The organism is Actinoplanes sp. NPDC000266, assembly GCF_042899005.1.
Taxonomy (GTDB): Bacteria; Actinomycetota; Actinomycetes; order Mycobacteriales; family Micromonosporaceae; genus Actinoplanes.
Window position 1 is genome coordinate 739,755 of sequence record NZ_JBIAZI010000004.1, and the last position, 15,769, is coordinate 755,523.

The window sequence follows — 15,769 nt, forward strand, 5'->3', positions numbered from 1 at the left end:
CCGGCTCAGCACACGAACCCGGCGCAGCACACGAACCCGGCACGGCGCACGAACCCGGCGCGGCGCACAAAGCCGGCGCGGCACACAAAGCCGGCGCGGCGCACGAACCCGGCGCGGCACACAAAGCCGGCGCGGCGCACAAAGCCGGCGCGGCGCACGAAGCCGATGAGGTTCGGCGGTTGCCAGGGACGCTGTTGCCAGGGCTTGTCGACGCGCATGTGCACTCTGCGCTGGTTGATCTCGCTACGGTGCGGGCCGGGGGCATCGCCGGCGTCTGGGATCTCGGTGGTGAGCCGTCCACTGTGGCCGCCCTCGCCCAGGAATCCGAGCGTCGCAAAATGCCTCATATCCGATATGCCGGAGCGTTCCTTATCGCGCCGGGGGGCTATCCGAGCGATCGCTCATGGGCGCCCCGGGGCAGCTGGCGTGAGCTCCGCTCCCCCGCCGACGCCGTCGAGGCGGTGGCCGAGGCCAAGGCGCTCGGCGCCACGCTCGTCAAGGTCACCGCCCACGCCGGCGGGCCGCTGCTCTCGCCCGCGATCATGGCTGCCGTCGCCGAGCAGGGTCTTCCGATGGTCGTTCATGCCGAAGGGCCCGGCACCGTTCGCCTCGCCCTCGACGCCGGCGCCTCCTTTCTCGCGCACACCCCCTGGACCGAGCCGCTCGACCCCGGGCTCGCCCGTGACTGTGCCGCCCGCATGACCTGGATCAGCACCCTCGACATCCACGGCTGGGGACAACCAACCCCCGCGTCGGTCACCGCCGTCGCCAACTTGCGGCTCTTCCGGTCGTACGGAGGTCAGGTGCGCTACGGCACCGACCTCGGCAACGGTCCTCTGCCACCCGCGATCAACCCCCGGGAGGTACGCCTCCTCCAGTCGGCCGGCATGACCCCGGACGAGATCCTGTCCGCCATGGCCGGGCCCGGCCTCTCCTGGGTTCCCGGCGGGCTCGACCTCGACCCCGCCCGCTTCGCCGACTCGCTGGCCACCGCCCGGGTCCTCGACGACTCCGTACACCCTGCGGTTTTCCCCAGGTAAGACGAGGGCCGCCCTCATGGTCCGGGGGCTGCCCGATTTCTACGGTCGTTCCATGACTTCTTTCGTCACCGACCTGGTCGAACGGTTCGGCGGGCCCGGCGCGGGCCTCGCCGTCGCCTTGGAGAACCTGTTCCCGCCGATCCCCAGCGAGGTGATCCTGCCCCTGGCCGGCTTCATCGCCGGGCAAGGGCGCATGAACGTGGTCGCCGCGATCGCCTGGACCACGCTCGGCTCCGTCGTCGGGGCCGTCGCCCTCTACTCCATCGGGGCCGCGCTCGGCCGCGACCGCGTCCGGGCCGTCGCCGCCCGGCTGCCGCTGGTCAAGGTCGGTGACCTCGACCGTACGGAAGCCTGGTTCGCCCGCCACGGCGCCAAGGCCGTCTTCTTCGGACGGATGATCCCGATCTTCCGCAGTCTCGTCTCGGTGCCGGCCGGCGTCGAACGGATGCGGATGCCCACCTTCCTGCTCTGCACCACGCTCGGCAGCCTCGTCTGGAACGCCACCTTCGTGCTGGCCGGCTACGCGCTCGGCGCCAACTGGACCGCCGTCGAGTCCTATGTGGGCATCCTTCAGAACCTGGTGATCGCCGCCTGCGTCCTCCTGGTCGTCTGTTTCGCCGGCAGTCGATGGCGGCGCGGGCAGAATGGCTGACGTGGCTCTCGTCCGACTGATCCGCACCGTCACCGCCGGGGCGCTGAGCGGGGTCGTCGAGGCCCTGTTCCTCGCGGTGGCGGTGGTCTCGGGTTTTCGGCCGGCTCTTCACCCGTACGCCGGAAGGCTTGCCGATTTTGAACGCCGGCGCCTCGGCGCCGGACCGGTCCGCTTCGACGCGCGGCACGCCTTCCGGTTTCTCGCGGCGCGGCTGCTGCCGGCGGTCCTCGGCGTGCTGACCGTCGGCATGCTGCTGGTCGGCGTGGTGCTGGCCGGCATCGTGGTGCGCGCGGTGGCCACCGGCGAGATGTCGCTCGTGGAGCTGCTGGAGCAGATCCTGTTCGGCTCGGCGCTGCTGCTGCTCGACCTGCAGGCGATGGCCAGCACGGTGGCGCTGGACCGGCGGCTGCTCCGCACGCTGCTGGCCGCGGGCACCCGGGAGGAGCTGGAACAGCGCATCACCGAGCTGACGGTCAGCCGGGCCGGCGTGATCGCCGCGGTCGACGCCGAGCGCCGACGCATCGAGCGCGACCTGCACGACGGCCTCCAGCAGCGGCTGGTCGCCCTCGGCATGCTGCTGGGCCGGGCCCGGCGTTCCCCCGGCCGCGCCGCCGAGCTGCTCGCGCAGGCCCACGACGACGCCCAGCGGGCCATCGACGAGCTGCGCGAGGTGGCCTGGCGGGTCTATCCGTCCGCTTTGGAGCACGGCACCCTCGACGACGTGCTGACCATGGTGGCCCAGCGCTCCCCGGTGCCCGTCCGTGTCACGTACGACCTGGCCGAACGCCCGCCGCGCCCGATCGAGACCGTCCTGTACTTCGTGGCGTGCGAGGCCATCACGAACACGGCCAAGCACGCCGGCGCTACGGTGATCACCGTGCGGCTGACCCCGGGCGTGGAGATGGTGATCGTCGACGACGGCGTGGGCGGCGCCTCGCTCGACGGCTCCGGCCTGCGCGGCCTGGCCGACCGGGTGGCCGCGCTGGACGGCCGTTTCGAGCTCGACAGCCCGCCCGGCGGCGGCACCACGATCCGGGTCACGCTGCCGTGCGCATAGTGCTCGCCGAGGACTCCACGCTGCTGCGCGAGGGCCTGATCCGTCTCCTGGCCGACGAGGGTCACGTCGTGGTGGCCGCCGTGGCCGACGCGCCGGCGCTGATCGACGCCGTGGCCGCCGAGCAACCGGACGTGGTGATCACCGACGTCCGCATGCCGCCCACCGACACCGACGACGGACTGCGCGCGGCCCTGGAGATCCGGCGGCGCTGGCCGTCGACCGGGGTGCTGGTCCTTTCCCAGTACGTCGAGAAGCGCTACGCCTCCCAGTTGCTGGCCGACCGCTCCGACGGTGTCGGCTACGTGCTGAAGGACCGGGTGGCCCAGGTCGAGGATTTCCTGGACGCCCTGGACCGGGTCGCGGCCGGCTCGACCGCGCTCGACCCCGAGGTCGTACGGCAGCTCATGTCCCGGTCTTCGGGTCTGACCCGCCTCACCCCGCGCGAGAACGACGTCCTGCGCCTGATGGCGGCGGGCTGCACGAACGCCGCGGTGGCCGAGCGCCTGCACGTCTCGCTGAGCGCCGTCGAGAAGCACGTGAACGCCATCTTCGACAAACTCGACCTGGCCGCCGCCTCCGACTACAACCGCCGGGTCCTGGCCATCCTGCGCTACCTGGACTCGTAGGCTGACCCCATGATCGTGGTGACGGGAGCAACCGGCCGCCTCGGCGGCCGAGTGGTGCGGCGCTTGACCAACACTCCCCTGCGCCTGCTGGTGCGGGACGCCTCCCGAGCTCCGGCCGGCCACGAGGTCGCGGTAGCCACCTACGACGACGGCGAGGCCGTCCGGCGCGCGCTGACCGGCGCCGGCACGGTCCTGATGGTCTCGGCCGCCGAGACCCCCGGCCGGGTCGCCGAGCACATCGCCTTCGTCGACGCGGCGGCCGCGGCCGGCATCGGCCACCTGGTCTACATCTCGTTCGCCGGCGCCTCACCGACGGCCACATTCACCCTGGCCCGCGACCATTGGGCAACCGAGGAGCACATCCGCGAAAGCGGCCTGCCCTTCACATTCCTGCGCGACAGCCTCTACGCCGACTTCCTCCCGTTCATGGTCGGCGACGACGGCGTCATCCGCGGCCCCGCCGGCAACGGAAGGGCCGCTTTCGTGGCCCAGGACGACATCGCCGACGCCGCGGCGGCCATCCTGAACGACCCCACCGGCCACGCCGGCCACACGTACACCTTGACCGGCCCCGAATCCCTGACCATGACCGAGGCCGCCGCCGCCCTGACCGCCGCCGGCCATCCGGCCCGCTTCCACAACGAGACGATCGAGGAGGCGTACGAGTCGAGGCGCCCCTACAACGCCCCCGACTGGCAGCTCGACGCGTGGGTGAGCACGTACACCGCCATCGCCGCCGGCGAGCTGGCCGAAGTCACCACGGACATCCCCACCTTGACCGGCCACCCCGCGACTTCCCTGGCCACCCTGCTCGGCCGGCCTACTCGTACTGGTACCGACAGGAAATGATCGTGAGCTCCTTCGGCTCCACCGCGTAGATCAGGCGGTGCTCGTCGTCGATGCGACGGGACCTCAGGCCGGCGAGGTAGTTCCGGAGAATCTCGGGCTTGCCGATTCCCTGACCTTCTGGATCTCGCTTGATGTCGGCAATCAGCACGTTGATCCGCTTGAGTGTCTTGCGGTCCTGAGTCTGCCAGTAGAGATAGTCATCCCAGCCGCGGTCGGTCCAGCTGAGTTTCACTCGTCAGGACTCAGCTCGTGCTCTGTCGCCCGACCGGCCCGCCACTGCTCGACGCTCTCCGCCAGCCACTTGGCATTCGCCGGTGATCGGAGCAGGTAGTTGGTCTCCACCATCGCGTCCCAATCCTCCTTGCTCACCAGGACGGCGTTGCCACGCTTGGAAACGATCTCGATGGGGGTGTGGTCTGCGTTGACCCGCTCGATCAAGGGGAACAAGGTCTTTCGTGCCTCGCTGGCGCTGATGGCGGCGGTCACGGAGCCTCCCAGGAATTGTACTCAATACGGTACCACTCGACGTCTCACGTCACCGCTCCTCCGTGACGCGACTACAGGGCCGGCGGCCTACCGGCTCGGCCGAAAGTCGTAGAGGGGTGGGGAGGTTTCCGGCTCTGAGCGGATGTGCGGGCCGGTGGCCGTGCGGGACTCTCGAACACGATCACGGAGAGAGAGGGTCGCGATGACCATCGAGGATGACAATCTGCCCAGCCGGAGCCGGGTCGTGCTGACGGGGATCAGTTCGCGGGCCTGGGAGCATCCGGCCGACCGGGGGGCTCTCACCGCCCTGCGGGAGCTTCGCGGGTTCGATGATGTGGTTCGTGGGCTGTTCGGCATGTGGAACGAGCGGGGGTTCCGCCTGTCGTATCTGGCCGGGGCCATCCGGGTCGGTCAGGGGCAATACCCGCGGGTTCACGCGCTTTTCGGGGAGGCCGCGGCTTCGCTCGACGTCGAAGAGCTTCCCGAGGTGTACGTCAGTCAGTCGCCCATCATCACCAGCAAGGCGATCGGCATGGACCGGCCGTTCGTCGTGATCAGCACGGCGGCCGTGGAGAAGCTCGACGACGAGGAGCTCCGCACCCTGCTCGGGCGGGAGATCGGGCATGTGCGCAGCGGGCACGCCGTCTACCAGACGATCATGACCGTGCTGACCCGGTGGGTGACCAGCGTGAGCTGGCTGCCGGTCGGGGCCATCGCCCTGCGGGCGATCATCGCGGCCATGTACGAGTGGTGGCGTAAGGCCGAGCTGTCGGCCGACCGGGCGGCGCTGCTCGCGGCGCAGGATCCGGCCGCCTCTCTGCGGCTGTTCATGAAGCAGGCCGGTGGTGGCGACCTCTCCCAGATCGACACCGCGGCGTTCCTGGCGCAGGCCGCCGAGTACGAGGGCGGCGGCGACCTGCGGGACAGCATCCACAAGATCGGCATGACGGCGTTCAGCGCCGAGCCGGTTCCGGTGGCCCGGGCCGCCGAGCTGCAGAAGTGGGTCGACTCGGGCGACTACGGACGGATCCTGGGCGGCGACTACCCGCGCCGCGACGACGACCGGGACGCCTCGGTCACGGCCGACGTCAAGGCGGCGGCGGCCAGCTACCGCGACGGCTTCCGGGACTCCAGCGACCCGCTCGTCACCTTCGCCCGCAAGGCCGCCAACGGCGCCGCCGACCTGGTCGGTTCGGCCGCCCGCGGCGCCCGGGGCTGGGCGCGGGGCAGCGACAACTGAGATCGTCCGGGCGGCGGGGAATCGAGGCCGCGCCGCCCGGTCATCACAAAAGCCCGGTCAGAACAGATAGGTGGTCAGCCAGTCGACCGTCTCACGCAGGTAGTCGGCGCGCGACGAGCGGTGCAGCAGCTCATGACCTTCGTCGGGGAAGAGCAGGAACTTATGGGGTACGCCCCGGGCCGCCAGCGCCTGCACCACCTGCTCCGCCTCGATGAGCGGGACGTTGCTGTCGTTCTCGCCGTGCACGACCATCAGCGGGGTGCGCAGCCGGTCGATCCGGGTGATCGGCGACAGGTCGGCCAGCAGGTCGCGGTCGGCCACCGGGTCGCCGTACTTGGAGACGGCGGCGGCCGCGATCCACGGCTCGGTGTGCTCGTAGAACGTGGCGAAGTTCGACATGCCGCAGACGTCGATGCCGGCCTCGAACAGGTCGGGGAACCTCACCAGCGCGGCCAGGGTCAGATAGCCGCCGTACGACCGGCCCATGATGCCCAGGCGTGAGGCGACGCCCGCGCCGGTCAGGTACGTCGCGCAGGTGCGGACGTCCTCGATCGCGTCGTGGCGGAGCCCGAGGTTGTCGGCGTTGACGAAGGCGCGCCCGAAACCGGAGGAGCCGCGGACGTTGGGGGCGAAGACCGCGATGCCCCGGGCCACCAGCGACTGGAAGAGCGGCCCGTGTCCGGGCCGCTCCTGGGCTTCGGGACCGCCGTGGAACCACAGGACTGTCGGGTGCGGCCCCGGGCCGGCCGGGCGGAACAGCCAGCCGGTGAGCGTGAGCCCGTCGTGGGCGGCGAAGGTCTCGAGCGTCGGCCGGACCGCGTCGGGTGCCGCCGGTTCGGCCGAGACGGGGACGAGGCCATCGGTGGAGGAAACCCAGACTCCGTGCGGCTGCCCGGGTCCTTCCGCCGTGAAGGCCAGCGCCGAGCCGTCGTGACTCCAAGCGAGGCCGCCGACCACCGAACCGGGAAGCGGGGCCAGCCGCTGCCACGATATTTCCGTCAGATCGACCAGGGACACCTCGGACTCGCCGCCCCGCACGTTCCACAACACCGCGGCCCGCAGGCCGTCCGAGGTGATCGTGAACGACTCCGCCTCGGCGTTGGCGGAGGTGGCGATGACCTCGACCGCGCCGTCGACGACCCGGATCAGCACCGGGAACTCGCCGGTCTCGCTCCGCGCGTAGATCGTCGTGCCGTCCGGCCCGAAGACCGCCTGTTCCCCCGCCGTCACGTACGAGTCGACGCCGGTGGCCAGGTCGCGGACCGCGATGTGCCGGCTCCCGCGCGGGCCCACCCGGAGCAGCGCGCGGTCACCCGCGACGTCGAGCAGCGAGATCAGCTCGCCCGTGCCGACGACCGCCCGGTCGCCGGTGACCGGGTCGACGAGCAGGGCGGTGGTCAGGTTCTCGGTGAGCGCCAGCAGCGAGCGCCCGGGCAGCCACCGCATGTTGTCGGCCGTGTCCGCGCCGAACCCGGCCACCTGGTGCAGCTGGGAGCCGTCCGGCCGGACCAGCCACACCTCGTGCCGGGGCGCGCCGCCGGGCGCGACCGAGCAGGCCAGCCAGCCGCCGCCGGTCGACCACTGGACGGCCGCGACCGGCGCCTCGCCGGTGTCGACGAGGAACGCCAGGTCGCTGCCGACCGGCTGCACCCACACCTGCGGGCGGCCGCCGCGGTCGGAGACGTACGCGCAGTGCCGCCCGTCCGGCGACAGCGTGGGTGACCAGCTGCCGGACACTTCCGACGGGAACGGTTTCGCCAGGGGAGAGAACCCAACGGGTAGCACAGTGACGTCGACACGGTTGAGCTGACCGGTCATACGGTTCCTCCCTCGAATGGCTAGATTCCCTTGTCCTGCAACCACATCTCCAGCAGTGCGAGCTGCCACAGCTGGTTGGCCCCGAGTGTGGTGCGCGGGGTGTTCGGATCGGCCAGCAGGTGGTCGACGTACTCCTGCCGGAACAGCCCCCGTTCCCGGGCTGCTTGCGCTGTGAGCGCTTCACGTACCTTGTCGAGCATCGCTCCCTCGAGGTGCCGGATGCCCGGTACCGGGAAATATCCCTTGGTCCGGTCGATCACCTCGTCGGGCACGACCCCGCGGGCCGCCTCTTTCAGAACCCCCTTGCCACCGTGCGCCAACTTCAGAGCGGGCGGGCAGGCCGCGGCCAGCTCGACCAACTCGTGGTCCAGGAACGGTACGCGGGCTTCGAGGCCCCACGCCATAGTCATGTTGTCGACCCGTTTGACCGGATCGTCGACCAGCATCACCTGCGAGTCGAGCCGCAACGCCGCGTCGACCGCGGTGTCGGCCCCGGGCCGTCCGAAACTGGCCGCCACGAAGTCACGGCTGACGTCCGCGCCGACCAGCCAGTCCGGGTTGAGCTGCTGGGCCAGGACGCTGTGCGGACGATCGAAGAACTCTCCGGCGTACGCGTCCACAGCTCGATCGAGAGGCACGTCCGCGAGTGGCGGATACCAGCTGTAGCCGGCCAGGATCTCGTCCGCGCCCTGCCCCGATTGTACGACCTTGACCGACTTCGACACATCTTCGCTGAGCAGGTTGAACGCGACACAGTCGTGGCTCACCATCGGCTCGGACATCGCCGACACCGTCCGGTCGACCGCGGGCAGGAACCGGTCCCGGCCGATGCGGATCTGGTGGTGCTCGGTGTCGAACTGCTTGGCGATGATGTCGGAGTACGCGAACTCGTCGCCGGTCTCGCCGCCCGCGGCCTCGAAACCGATGCTGAACGTGGTCAGGCCGCGCTGACCCTGCTCGGCCAGCAGCGCCACGATGTAGCTGGAGTCGATGCCGCCCGAGAGCAGCACGCCGACCGGCACGTCGGCCACCATCCGGCGCTCGACCGCCACCTTGAGCTTCTCGTGGATCAGCTCCGGCCACTCGCCGTCGGCGATGTCCGGGCGGCGGGTGTGCGACGCCTCCCAGTAGACCCGGTCGGTCGACGACCCGTCGGCGCGGATGACGCGCACCGTGGCCGGCGGGAGTTTCCGTACACCCGAAACGATGGTCCTGGGGGCCGGCACGACAGAATGGAACGTCATGTAGTGCTGGAGCGCGACCTTGTCGATCGACTTGTCGACGTCGCCCGCGGCCAGCAGCGCCGGCAGCGTCGAGGCGAACCGCACCCGGCCCGGCTTCTCGGCCAGATAGAGCGGCTTGATCCCGAGCCGGTCGCGGGCCATCATCACGGTCCCCGAGTCGTGCTCGACGATCACGAAGGCGAACATGCCGAGGAAGCGCGTCACGCAGTCGGCGCCCCAGCGGTGGTACGCCTTGATGATCACTTCCGTGTCCGACGTGGAGAAGAACTTGTAGCCCTCGTCGATCAACGCCGACCGCAACTGCTTGTAGTTGTAGATGCAGCCGTTGAAGACCAGGGTCAGCCCGAGGTCCTCGTCGGTCATCGGCTGCCCGCCGGCCTCCGACAAGTCGATGATCTTCAGGCGGCGGTGGCCGAAGGCGACCGGCCCGCGGGCCCACAGCCCCTCGCCGTCCGGACCGCGCGACTCCAGGCACGGCAACATCCGCCGGACGGCCTCGACCTCCGCCGCCCGGCCGTCGTACCGGAGCTCACCGGCGATCCCACACATAAATTCCTCCCCTGTCGTTAGCTGAGCAGCCACGTGTCCTTGGAGCCGCCGCCCCGCGACGAGTTGACGATCATGCTGCCGGCCGGGGCCACCCGGGTCAGAGCGGCCGGGGCGACCACCGATTCGCGGCCGGTGAAGATGAAGGCGCGCAGGTCGACGTGGCGCGGCGCCAGCTGGTGGCCGTCGAAGACCGGATGCGTCGAGAGCTGCACGACCTCCTGGGCCACCCATCGGTGCGGCGCGGTGCGGATCTGACGCCGTACGGCCGAAAGATCGTCGGCCGTCGCATGGGGACCGATCACGATCCGGTCGCCGCCGTAGCCGTCCACCGGCTTGCACACCAGCTGGTCGAGCCGGTCGAGGACCTCGGCCCGCTGCTCCGGGATGCCGCACAGATAGGTCGGTACGTCGGCCAGCAGCGGCTTCTCCCCCAGGTAGTACTCGATCAGCTTGGGCACGTAGGCGTACACGGCCTTGTCGTCGCCGATGCCGTTGCCGAGCGCGTTGGCCAGCACCACGGTGTCCGCGTGCAGCGCCGTGATCAGGCTCGGGCCCAGCGGCATCCCGTCCGCGCCGGGCGAGTGCACCAGGCTGTCCTCGCCCATCCGCAGATAGATGACGTCGACCCGGCGCCGCTTGCCGTCGCGCATCCGGTAGACGAAGCCCTCGTCCACGAACAGCTCGGTGCTGCGGACCACCGGCACGCCCATCTCCTCGGCCAGCATCCGGTGCTCGAACCAGGCCGAGTCGTCCGGCCCCTGGCTCAGCACGACGACCTGGGGATCGTCGCCCGCGGCGGGCCGGGCCGACTCGATCAGCGCCCGCTTGAGCAGCGCCGGCGTGTCCTCGACCGAGATCAGACCGGGCGGCTCGGGCAGCTCCGGGAGCACGCTGTGGGTGAGGCGGCGGTTCTGCATGGCGTACGCGATCCCCGACGGCACCCGCAGGTTGTCCTCGAGGACGCACCACTCGCCGCTCTCGTTCCGTACCAGGTCGACGCCGGCGACCTGGGCGCGAACGCCCGCGTGGGCGACCAGGGCGCCGCTGGGCCGCAGCTCCGGCGACCCGTCGATCACCCACTCGGGAACCACACCGTCGCGGACGACCTCCCTGTCGCCGTACACATCCTGAATGAAGAGATCGAGAGCCCGCACCCGCTGGACCAGCCCGCCACGCAGCGCGCTCCAGTCCTCGGCCGGCACGATCCGCGGCACCAGGTCGAACGGGAACAGCCGGGTCGCCGCCTCGCCGGCCACACTGAACGTGATGCCCCGCTGGCGCTGCTCGTCGTCGCGCGCGTCCTCGCGGCGCCGCAGACCCGCCGAGCCGAGGGCTTTCAAGACATTGACCACTCCGGCGTACGCCTGCGTGGGCTCACCGTCCGCGAAAGCCTCATCGCCCGTACGGGCGTACGGGAAGAGTCCCGCCGGAACCGACTGGCCCTCCGGCCCGATGCCGGTGGCCCCGCCCCGCGTGTCGGCCACGAGCAGGTCGACCACGTCGGAGATCCGGCCGCGCCGTGTCATGGCCCGGCGCTGGCGCGCGGCCGAGCTGCCCCGGCTCAGCGCGCGCACCGACAGATCGAAGACCTGCTCCCAGTCGCCCAGCCGCTCCAGCTCGGGACGCAGCTCGCCGACCAGCCGCTCCACGGCCAGCGCGGCCGGCACCGGCTCCGGCCCTCGGCGCAGGTCGAGCAGATCGCCCTCCAGGCCGGAGCGCGCGGCCCGCCACATCGCGGCCCGGTGCAGCGGCGGCTGGGGTTTCTCATTTTCAAGGCCGGCCCGGTAGTCCTCGCGGGCGCGCAGCACCAGCGCCCGGAACAGCCCGGCCAGCAGCACGACGGTGTCCACGTCCGGGCTGGAGTCGGTGACGCGCAGCTCCACGGTCGGCACGTGAGCCGACGGGCGCACGTCGAAATAGACCATCTTGGGGTCGGTGATGGTGCCGGAGGCGATCAGGTCGGCCACGAGCTGGTCATGCTCGGCGGCCGAGTTCAGCACGCCCGGGTCGCCGGCCGTCGGCCAGCGCAGCCACACCAGCGAGCGCACGCTGGCGTACCCCGAGTCCTCACCCATCCAGTACGGCGAACTGGTCGACAACGCGAGCAGCGTGGGCAGCGCCGAGGTGACCCGCTGGGTCACGGCGACCGCCTCGTCCCGGTCCGGGACGCCCACGTGCACCTGGGCCCCGCAGATCAACTGCTCCCGGGCCAGCAGCTGGTAGTCGTCCAGCATCCGCCGATAACGCGACGTCGGCGTCACGGGGAGTGACTCCAGATCGACCAGCGGAACCGTGCCCGCCGCGACCAGGCCCAGCCCGAGCGACTCGGCGACCGTGATCGCCTCGCGCCGGCGGCCCGCGATGCCCTCGCGCAGATCGTCCAGAGTGTCGCTGACCGGGGTGTTCGTCTCGACCACGGAACGATGCAGCTCGGCCGAGAACTTCGACGGGTCGAGCTGGTCGAGCACCTCCTGCGCCCGCGGCACCAGCTCCCGGGTGACCAGGTCGACGACGTGCAGCTCTTCCTCGGCGCCGAGAGTGAGCTCCCCGGACCGGGGCGCCTCGCTCGCCGTGACGCTCAGAGATTCTGTCATGAGACCGCCTTGTTCCTAGCCCGACTTGACCCCGAGCCTCGCCATCACATGTGCCGATCCTGTTCCGTGCCCATTTCCAGCTCGCGCCGAACATCCCCCGGGCGGTGCCCTCAGGTGATGCGCACACCCTGTAACCTCGGGCCGTTCTCACACCGGGAGGTTTTGATGAGCAATGTCGTCGTGGTGACCGGCTCCGCCGGCCTGATCGGCTCCGAGTCCGTCCGGCACTTCGCCGGTCTCGGCATGGACGTGGTCGGCATCGACAACGACATGCGGCAGTACTTCTTCGGCACCGACGGCTCCACCCGGTGGAACCTCGACCGCCTGGTCAAAGAGGTCGGCGAGCGCTACACGCACCACAACATCGACATCCGCGACCGCGACGGCATCGCCGCCCTGCTGGCGCGATACGGCAAGAACATCGGCCTGGTGATCCACGCGGCCGCCCAGCCCAGCCACGACTGGGCCGCCAAGGAGCCGTTCACCGACTTCGACGTCAACGCCGGCGGCACGCTGAACATGCTCGAGGCGCTCCGGCAGCACGCACCGACCGCGCCGTTCATCTTCACGTCGACCAACAAGGTGTACGGCGACACGCCCAACCGCCTGCCGCTGGTCGAGCTCTCCTCTCGCTACGAGCTGCCTGAGGACCATACTTTTTATGACGGCATCACCGAGGAGATGTCGATCGACCAGACGCTGCACTCGGTTTTCGGCGCCTCCAAGGTCGCGGCCGACGTGATGGTCCAGGAGTACGGCCGCTACTTCGACATGCCGACGGCCATCTTCCGGGGCGGCACGCTGACCGGCCCCGGCCACTCGGCGGCGGAGCTGCACGGCTTCCTGGCGTACGTGATGCGCTGCGTCATGGAACAGCGGACGTACCACATCTACGGCTACAAGGGGAAAATGGTCCGCGACGCCATCCACTCCCACGACCTGGTCACGGCGTTCGAGGCGTTCCACAAGGCTCCGCGGGTGGCCGAGGTCTACAACATGGGCGGCGGCCGCTTCTCGAACTGCAGCCACATCGAGGCCTTCCAGATCGCCTCCGAGATCACCGGCCTCGAGGCGAAGACGGACTACGTCGACCAGGCCCGCACGGGCGACCACCAGTGGTGGATCAGCAGCACGGCCCGGTTCGAGCAGCACTACCCGGACTGGAAGCTCACGTACGACGTCCCGGCCATCCTCCGCGAGATGTACGAGGCGAACCAGGACGTCTGGAAGCCCACCGCCTGACGCGCTCACCCACAGAGCCCGCTCACCCACAGAGCCCGCTCACCCACAGAGCCCGCCCTCCCAGGGGGACCCCCGTCCAGCTCCAGTCTGACGGAAAGCGCAAGATCTCGCGGATGGCCTGTGGACGACGGCGCGCGCTGTGGATAACTCACGCGGCTGAGCGCTCCCGGGCAAGTTCCTGTGGCTTACCTGGGGGTGCTCGTGCCGTAACGGCGGGTTAACCATTCGTCGGTACATTTCCGGCATGTCCGTCTTGAAGGTAATCCGTCATGACGTGCCGGCGTCGATCGTGGTCTTTCTCATCGCGATTCCGCTGTCCCTGGGTATCGCCGCGGCCTCCGGGGCCCCGCTCCTCGCCGGCCTGGTGGCCGCCGTGGTCGGCGGGGTCGTCGTGGGGGCGCTCGGCGGGGCTCCGCTCCAGGTCAGCGGGCCCGCCGCGGGACTCACCGTGATCGTCGCGGGCACCATCGCGAACTACGGGTTCGCCGCCACCGCCGCCATCGTGGCGCTGGCCGGAGGCGTACAGGTCCTGCTCGGCCTGGCCCGTCTCGGCCGTGCCGCCCTGGCCCTCTCGCCGGCGGTGGTGCACGGCATGCTCGCCGGCATCGGGCTGGTCATCGCGCTCAGCCAGATCCATGTCGTGCTCGGCGGGGCGCCGCAGAGCGACGCCTGGCACAACCTGCGGGAACTGCCGGCCCAGATCGCCGGCATACACGGCGCCTCGGTGCTGCTCGGCCTGCTCACCATCGGGCTGCTGCTGCTCTGGCCTCGCCTCGTCCGCACGTCGCTGCTGCCCGCCGCCCTGGTCGCCGTCGTCGTCACCACCGTGGTGGCCTCGCTGATCGGCGCCGACGTGCAACGGGTCGACCTGCCCGGGAACCCGCTGTCCGAGCTGGTCCTCCCCCACTGGCCCGACGCCGGCCTCGGCGAGATCGCCCTGGCCGTGCTGACCATCGCCCTCGTGGCCAGCGTCGAGTCCCTGCTCTCGGCCGTGGCCGTCGACCGCATGCACGACGGGCCGCGAGCCGACCTCAACCGCGAACTGGTCGCCCAGGGCGCCGGCAACACCGTCTCCGGCCTGCTCGGCGGCCTGCCGATCACCGGTGTGATCGTCCGCAGCTCCACGAACGTCGGCGCCGGGGCCCGCACTCGCGCCTCGGCCATCCTGCACGGCGTGTGGGTCGCCCTCTGCGTGCTGCTGCTGGCCGGCATGCTCGAGATGATTCCGATGGCCGCTCTCGCGGCGGTGCTGGTGGTGGTCGGTCTCCGGCTGGTCAGTCTCGCTCAGATCAAGACTTATGTACGCCATCGCGAGCTGCCCACCTACCTCATCACCGCGGCCGGCGTGGTCGCCACCGACCTGCTCACCGGGGTGGCGCTGGGCCTGGCCGCCGCGGTCGTGGTGATGCTGTGGCGGGTCGCGCGCTGCGAGATCCGTACGGCCGAGCCCGGCCCCGGCGAAACGGTCGTCACGATCACCGGCACGCTCGCGTTCGTCGGCTCGGGGCGGGTCGCACGGGCCCTGTCCGCGATTCCCGCGGGCCGGTCGGTGGCGGTCGAGCTGCACCTCGACTATCTGGACCACGGCGCGTTCCAGGTCATCGACGACTGGCGCGAGGCGTACGGGAAAGCGGGCGGAACCGTCAGTGTCAGAGAGACCCACGACGGCTGGTTCCACCGGGCCACGAGCGGCCGCCTGGGCGACGGCAAGACCACGCCGCGGCGCTTCGGCTCGTGGAAGCAGTGGCAGGACCTCGACCGGCAGAAGCGCGACGCCATGGCCGCCGGCATTCAGGAGTTCGAGCGCAGCGTGGCCCCGCTCGTGCGCCCGCAGCTGGCCGGCCTGGCCCGTGACGGCCAGTCCCCGGAGCAGCTCTTCATCACGTGCGCCGACTCCCGCCTGGTCCCGAACCTGATCACCACGAGCGGGCCCGGCGACCTGTTCTGCGTACGGAACGTCGGAAATATCGTGCCACCGCACGGTAAGGGCGACGCGTCGGTCGGCGCGGCCATCGAGTTCGCCGTCGGGGCACTGAACGTCGGCAGGATCACCGTGTGCGGCCATTCCAGCTGCGGCGCCGTCCGAGCCCTGATGAGCGGGGGTTTCCCGGCCGAGAGTTCCCTGGGCCGCTGGCTGCGCCAGTCCGGCGCCGACTTCACCGACTGCGACGACGAGGAGCACTGCGTCACCGCCAACGTCGCCCAGCAGCTGGCCAACCTGCGCACCTACCCGGTCGTCCGTGAGGCCGAGGCCGCCGGCCGCCTGACCCTGACCGGCATGTACTTCGACCTGGCCGAGGCCCGCATGTACGCCGTCGACGAGTCGGGCCACGCCCGCGCCCCGGTGCCGGCCACGACCTGAAAACTGTCGT

14 protein-coding genes are annotated in these 15,769 nt (G+C 70.6%); 8 read left to right on the forward strand and 6 right to left on the reverse strand.

Annotation, left to right across the window (positions count from 1 at the left end; all coding sequences use genetic code 11):
- Positions 1–5: 5 nt before the first annotated feature.
- Positions 6–218: a hypothetical protein gene (locus ACFY36_RS19930; RefSeq protein WP_499747448.1), complete on the reverse strand. Its 213-nt coding sequence runs from the start codon at positions 216–218 to the stop codon at positions 6–8.
- 120 nt (positions 219–338) lie between these two features.
- Between ACFY36_RS19930 and ACFY36_RS19935 the strand changes: the two genes are divergently transcribed.
- From ACFY36_RS19935 to ACFY36_RS19955, 5 genes are read left to right on the forward strand one after another with little or no spacing between them, the layout of a single operon-like run.
- Complete coding sequence (locus ACFY36_RS19935; protein ID WP_499747449.1) at positions 339–1,040, forward strand: hypothetical protein; 702 nt, start codon at positions 339–341, stop codon at positions 1,038–1,040.
- A 16-nt stretch (positions 1,041–1,056) separates the two neighbouring features.
- Positions 1,057–1,692 (forward strand): DedA family protein, encoded by a 636-nt coding sequence (locus ACFY36_RS19940; protein WP_499747450.1) that lies wholly within the window; start codon positions 1,057–1,059, stop codon positions 1,690–1,692.
- Position 1,693: 1 nt separating this feature from the next.
- Complete coding sequence (locus ACFY36_RS19945; RefSeq protein WP_499747451.1) at positions 1,694–2,749, forward strand: sensor histidine kinase; 1,056 nt, start codon at positions 1,694–1,696, stop codon at positions 2,747–2,749.
- Positions 2,740–3,375 carry a response regulator gene (locus ACFY36_RS19950; protein ID WP_499747452.1) on the forward strand — a complete coding sequence of 212 codons (636 nt, stop codon included), beginning with the start codon at positions 2,740–2,742 and terminating at the stop codon, positions 3,373–3,375. The genes ACFY36_RS19945 and ACFY36_RS19950 overlap by 10 nt, the downstream gene beginning before the upstream one ends.
- A gap of 9 nt (positions 3,376–3,384) precedes the next feature.
- Positions 3,385–4,224, forward strand: a complete 840-nt coding sequence (locus tag ACFY36_RS19955; protein WP_499747453.1) for an NmrA family NAD(P)-binding protein — start codon at positions 3,385–3,387, stop codon at positions 4,222–4,224.
- Here ACFY36_RS19955 and ACFY36_RS19960 read toward each other — a convergent pair.
- Together ACFY36_RS19960 and ACFY36_RS19965 are read right to left on the reverse strand one after the other, a co-directional pair.
- The gene (locus ACFY36_RS19960; protein ID WP_499747454.1) at positions 4,196–4,456 is read right to left on the reverse strand and encodes a Txe/YoeB family addiction module toxin; all 261 of its coding nucleotides are present in this window, start codon (positions 4,454–4,456) and stop codon (positions 4,196–4,198) included. The genes ACFY36_RS19955 and ACFY36_RS19960 overlap by 29 nt on opposite strands.
- The gene (locus ACFY36_RS19965; RefSeq protein WP_499747455.1) at positions 4,453–4,710 is read right to left on the reverse strand and encodes a type II toxin-antitoxin system Phd/YefM family antitoxin; all 258 of its coding nucleotides are present in this window, start codon (positions 4,708–4,710) and stop codon (positions 4,453–4,455) included. The genes ACFY36_RS19960 and ACFY36_RS19965 overlap by 4 nt, the downstream gene beginning before the upstream one ends.
- Positions 4,711–4,912: 202 nt before the next feature.
- Between ACFY36_RS19965 and ACFY36_RS19970 the strand changes: the two genes are divergently transcribed.
- The gene (locus ACFY36_RS19970; RefSeq protein ID WP_499747456.1) at positions 4,913–5,950 is read left to right on the forward strand and encodes a M48 family metallopeptidase; all 1,038 of its coding nucleotides are present in this window, start codon (positions 4,913–4,915) and stop codon (positions 5,948–5,950) included.
- Between the two features lie 57 nt (positions 5,951–6,007).
- Here ACFY36_RS19970 and ACFY36_RS19975 read toward each other — a convergent pair whose 3' ends face one another.
- The 3 genes from ACFY36_RS19975 to ACFY36_RS19985 are packed head-to-tail and all read right to left on the reverse strand — an operon-like array spanning position 6,008 to position 12,155.
- Entirely contained in the window at positions 6,008–7,768 is a 1,761-nt protein-coding gene (locus tag ACFY36_RS19975; RefSeq protein ID WP_499747457.1) for a S9 family peptidase, read from the reverse strand.
- A 20-nt stretch (positions 7,769–7,788) separates the two neighbouring features.
- Positions 7,789–9,561 (reverse strand): N-acetylglutaminylglutamine amidotransferase, encoded by a 1,773-nt coding sequence (locus tag ACFY36_RS19980; RefSeq protein WP_499747458.1) that lies wholly within the window; start codon positions 9,559–9,561, stop codon positions 7,789–7,791.
- A 17-nt stretch (positions 9,562–9,578) separates the two neighbouring features.
- The gene (locus ACFY36_RS19985) at positions 9,579–12,155 is read right to left on the reverse strand and encodes a glutamate--cysteine ligase (RefSeq protein WP_499747459.1); all 2,577 of its coding nucleotides are present in this window, start codon (positions 12,153–12,155) and stop codon (positions 9,579–9,581) included.
- Between the two features lie 165 nt (positions 12,156–12,320).
- Here ACFY36_RS19985 and ACFY36_RS19990 point away from each other — a divergent pair, with 165 nt between their 5' ends.
- Entirely contained in the window at positions 12,321–13,397 is a 1,077-nt protein-coding gene (locus tag ACFY36_RS19990; RefSeq protein WP_499747460.1) for an NAD-dependent epimerase/dehydratase family protein, read from the forward strand.
- A 244-nt stretch (positions 13,398–13,641) separates the two neighbouring features.
- Complete coding sequence (locus tag ACFY36_RS19995; protein WP_499747461.1) at positions 13,642–15,759, forward strand: SulP family inorganic anion transporter; 2,118 nt, start codon at positions 13,642–13,644, stop codon at positions 15,757–15,759.
- Positions 15,760–15,769: the final 10 nt, after the last annotated feature.

Bases quoted from the DNA above. Each gene is read 5' to 3' on its own strand.
- ACFY36_RS19930 (WP_499747448.1), bottom strand. From the start codon at position 218: ATGCGCGTCGACAAGCCCTGGCAACAGCGTCCCTGGCAACCGCCGAAC.
- ACFY36_RS19935 (WP_499747449.1), top strand. From the start codon at position 339: ATGCCTCATATCCGATATGCCGGAGCGTTCCTTATCGCGCCGGGGGGC.
- ACFY36_RS19940 (WP_499747450.1), top strand. From the start codon at position 1,057: ATGGTCCGGGGGCTGCCCGATTTCTACGGTCGTTCCATGACTTCTTTC.
- ACFY36_RS19955 (WP_499747453.1), top strand. From the start codon at position 3,385: ATGATCGTGGTGACGGGAGCAACCGGCCGCCTCGGCGGCCGAGTGGTG.
- ACFY36_RS19970 (WP_499747456.1), top strand. From the start codon at position 4,913: ATGACCATCGAGGATGACAATCTGCCCAGCCGGAGCCGGGTCGTGCTG.
- ACFY36_RS19975 (WP_499747457.1), bottom strand. From the start codon at position 7,768: ATGACCGGTCAGCTCAACCGTGTCGACGTCACTGTGCTACCCGTTGGG.
- ACFY36_RS19980 (WP_499747458.1), bottom strand. From the start codon at position 9,561: ATGTGTGGGATCGCCGGTGAGCTCCGGTACGACGGCCGGGCGGCGGAG.
- ACFY36_RS19985 (WP_499747459.1), bottom strand. From the start codon at position 12,155: ATGACAGAATCTCTGAGCGTCACGGCGAGCGAGGCGCCCCGGTCCGGG.
- ACFY36_RS19990 (WP_499747460.1), top strand. From the start codon at position 12,321: ATGAGCAATGTCGTCGTGGTGACCGGCTCCGCCGGCCTGATCGGCTCC.
- ACFY36_RS19995 (WP_499747461.1), top strand. From the start codon at position 13,642: ATGTCCGTCTTGAAGGTAATCCGTCATGACGTGCCGGCGTCGATCGTG.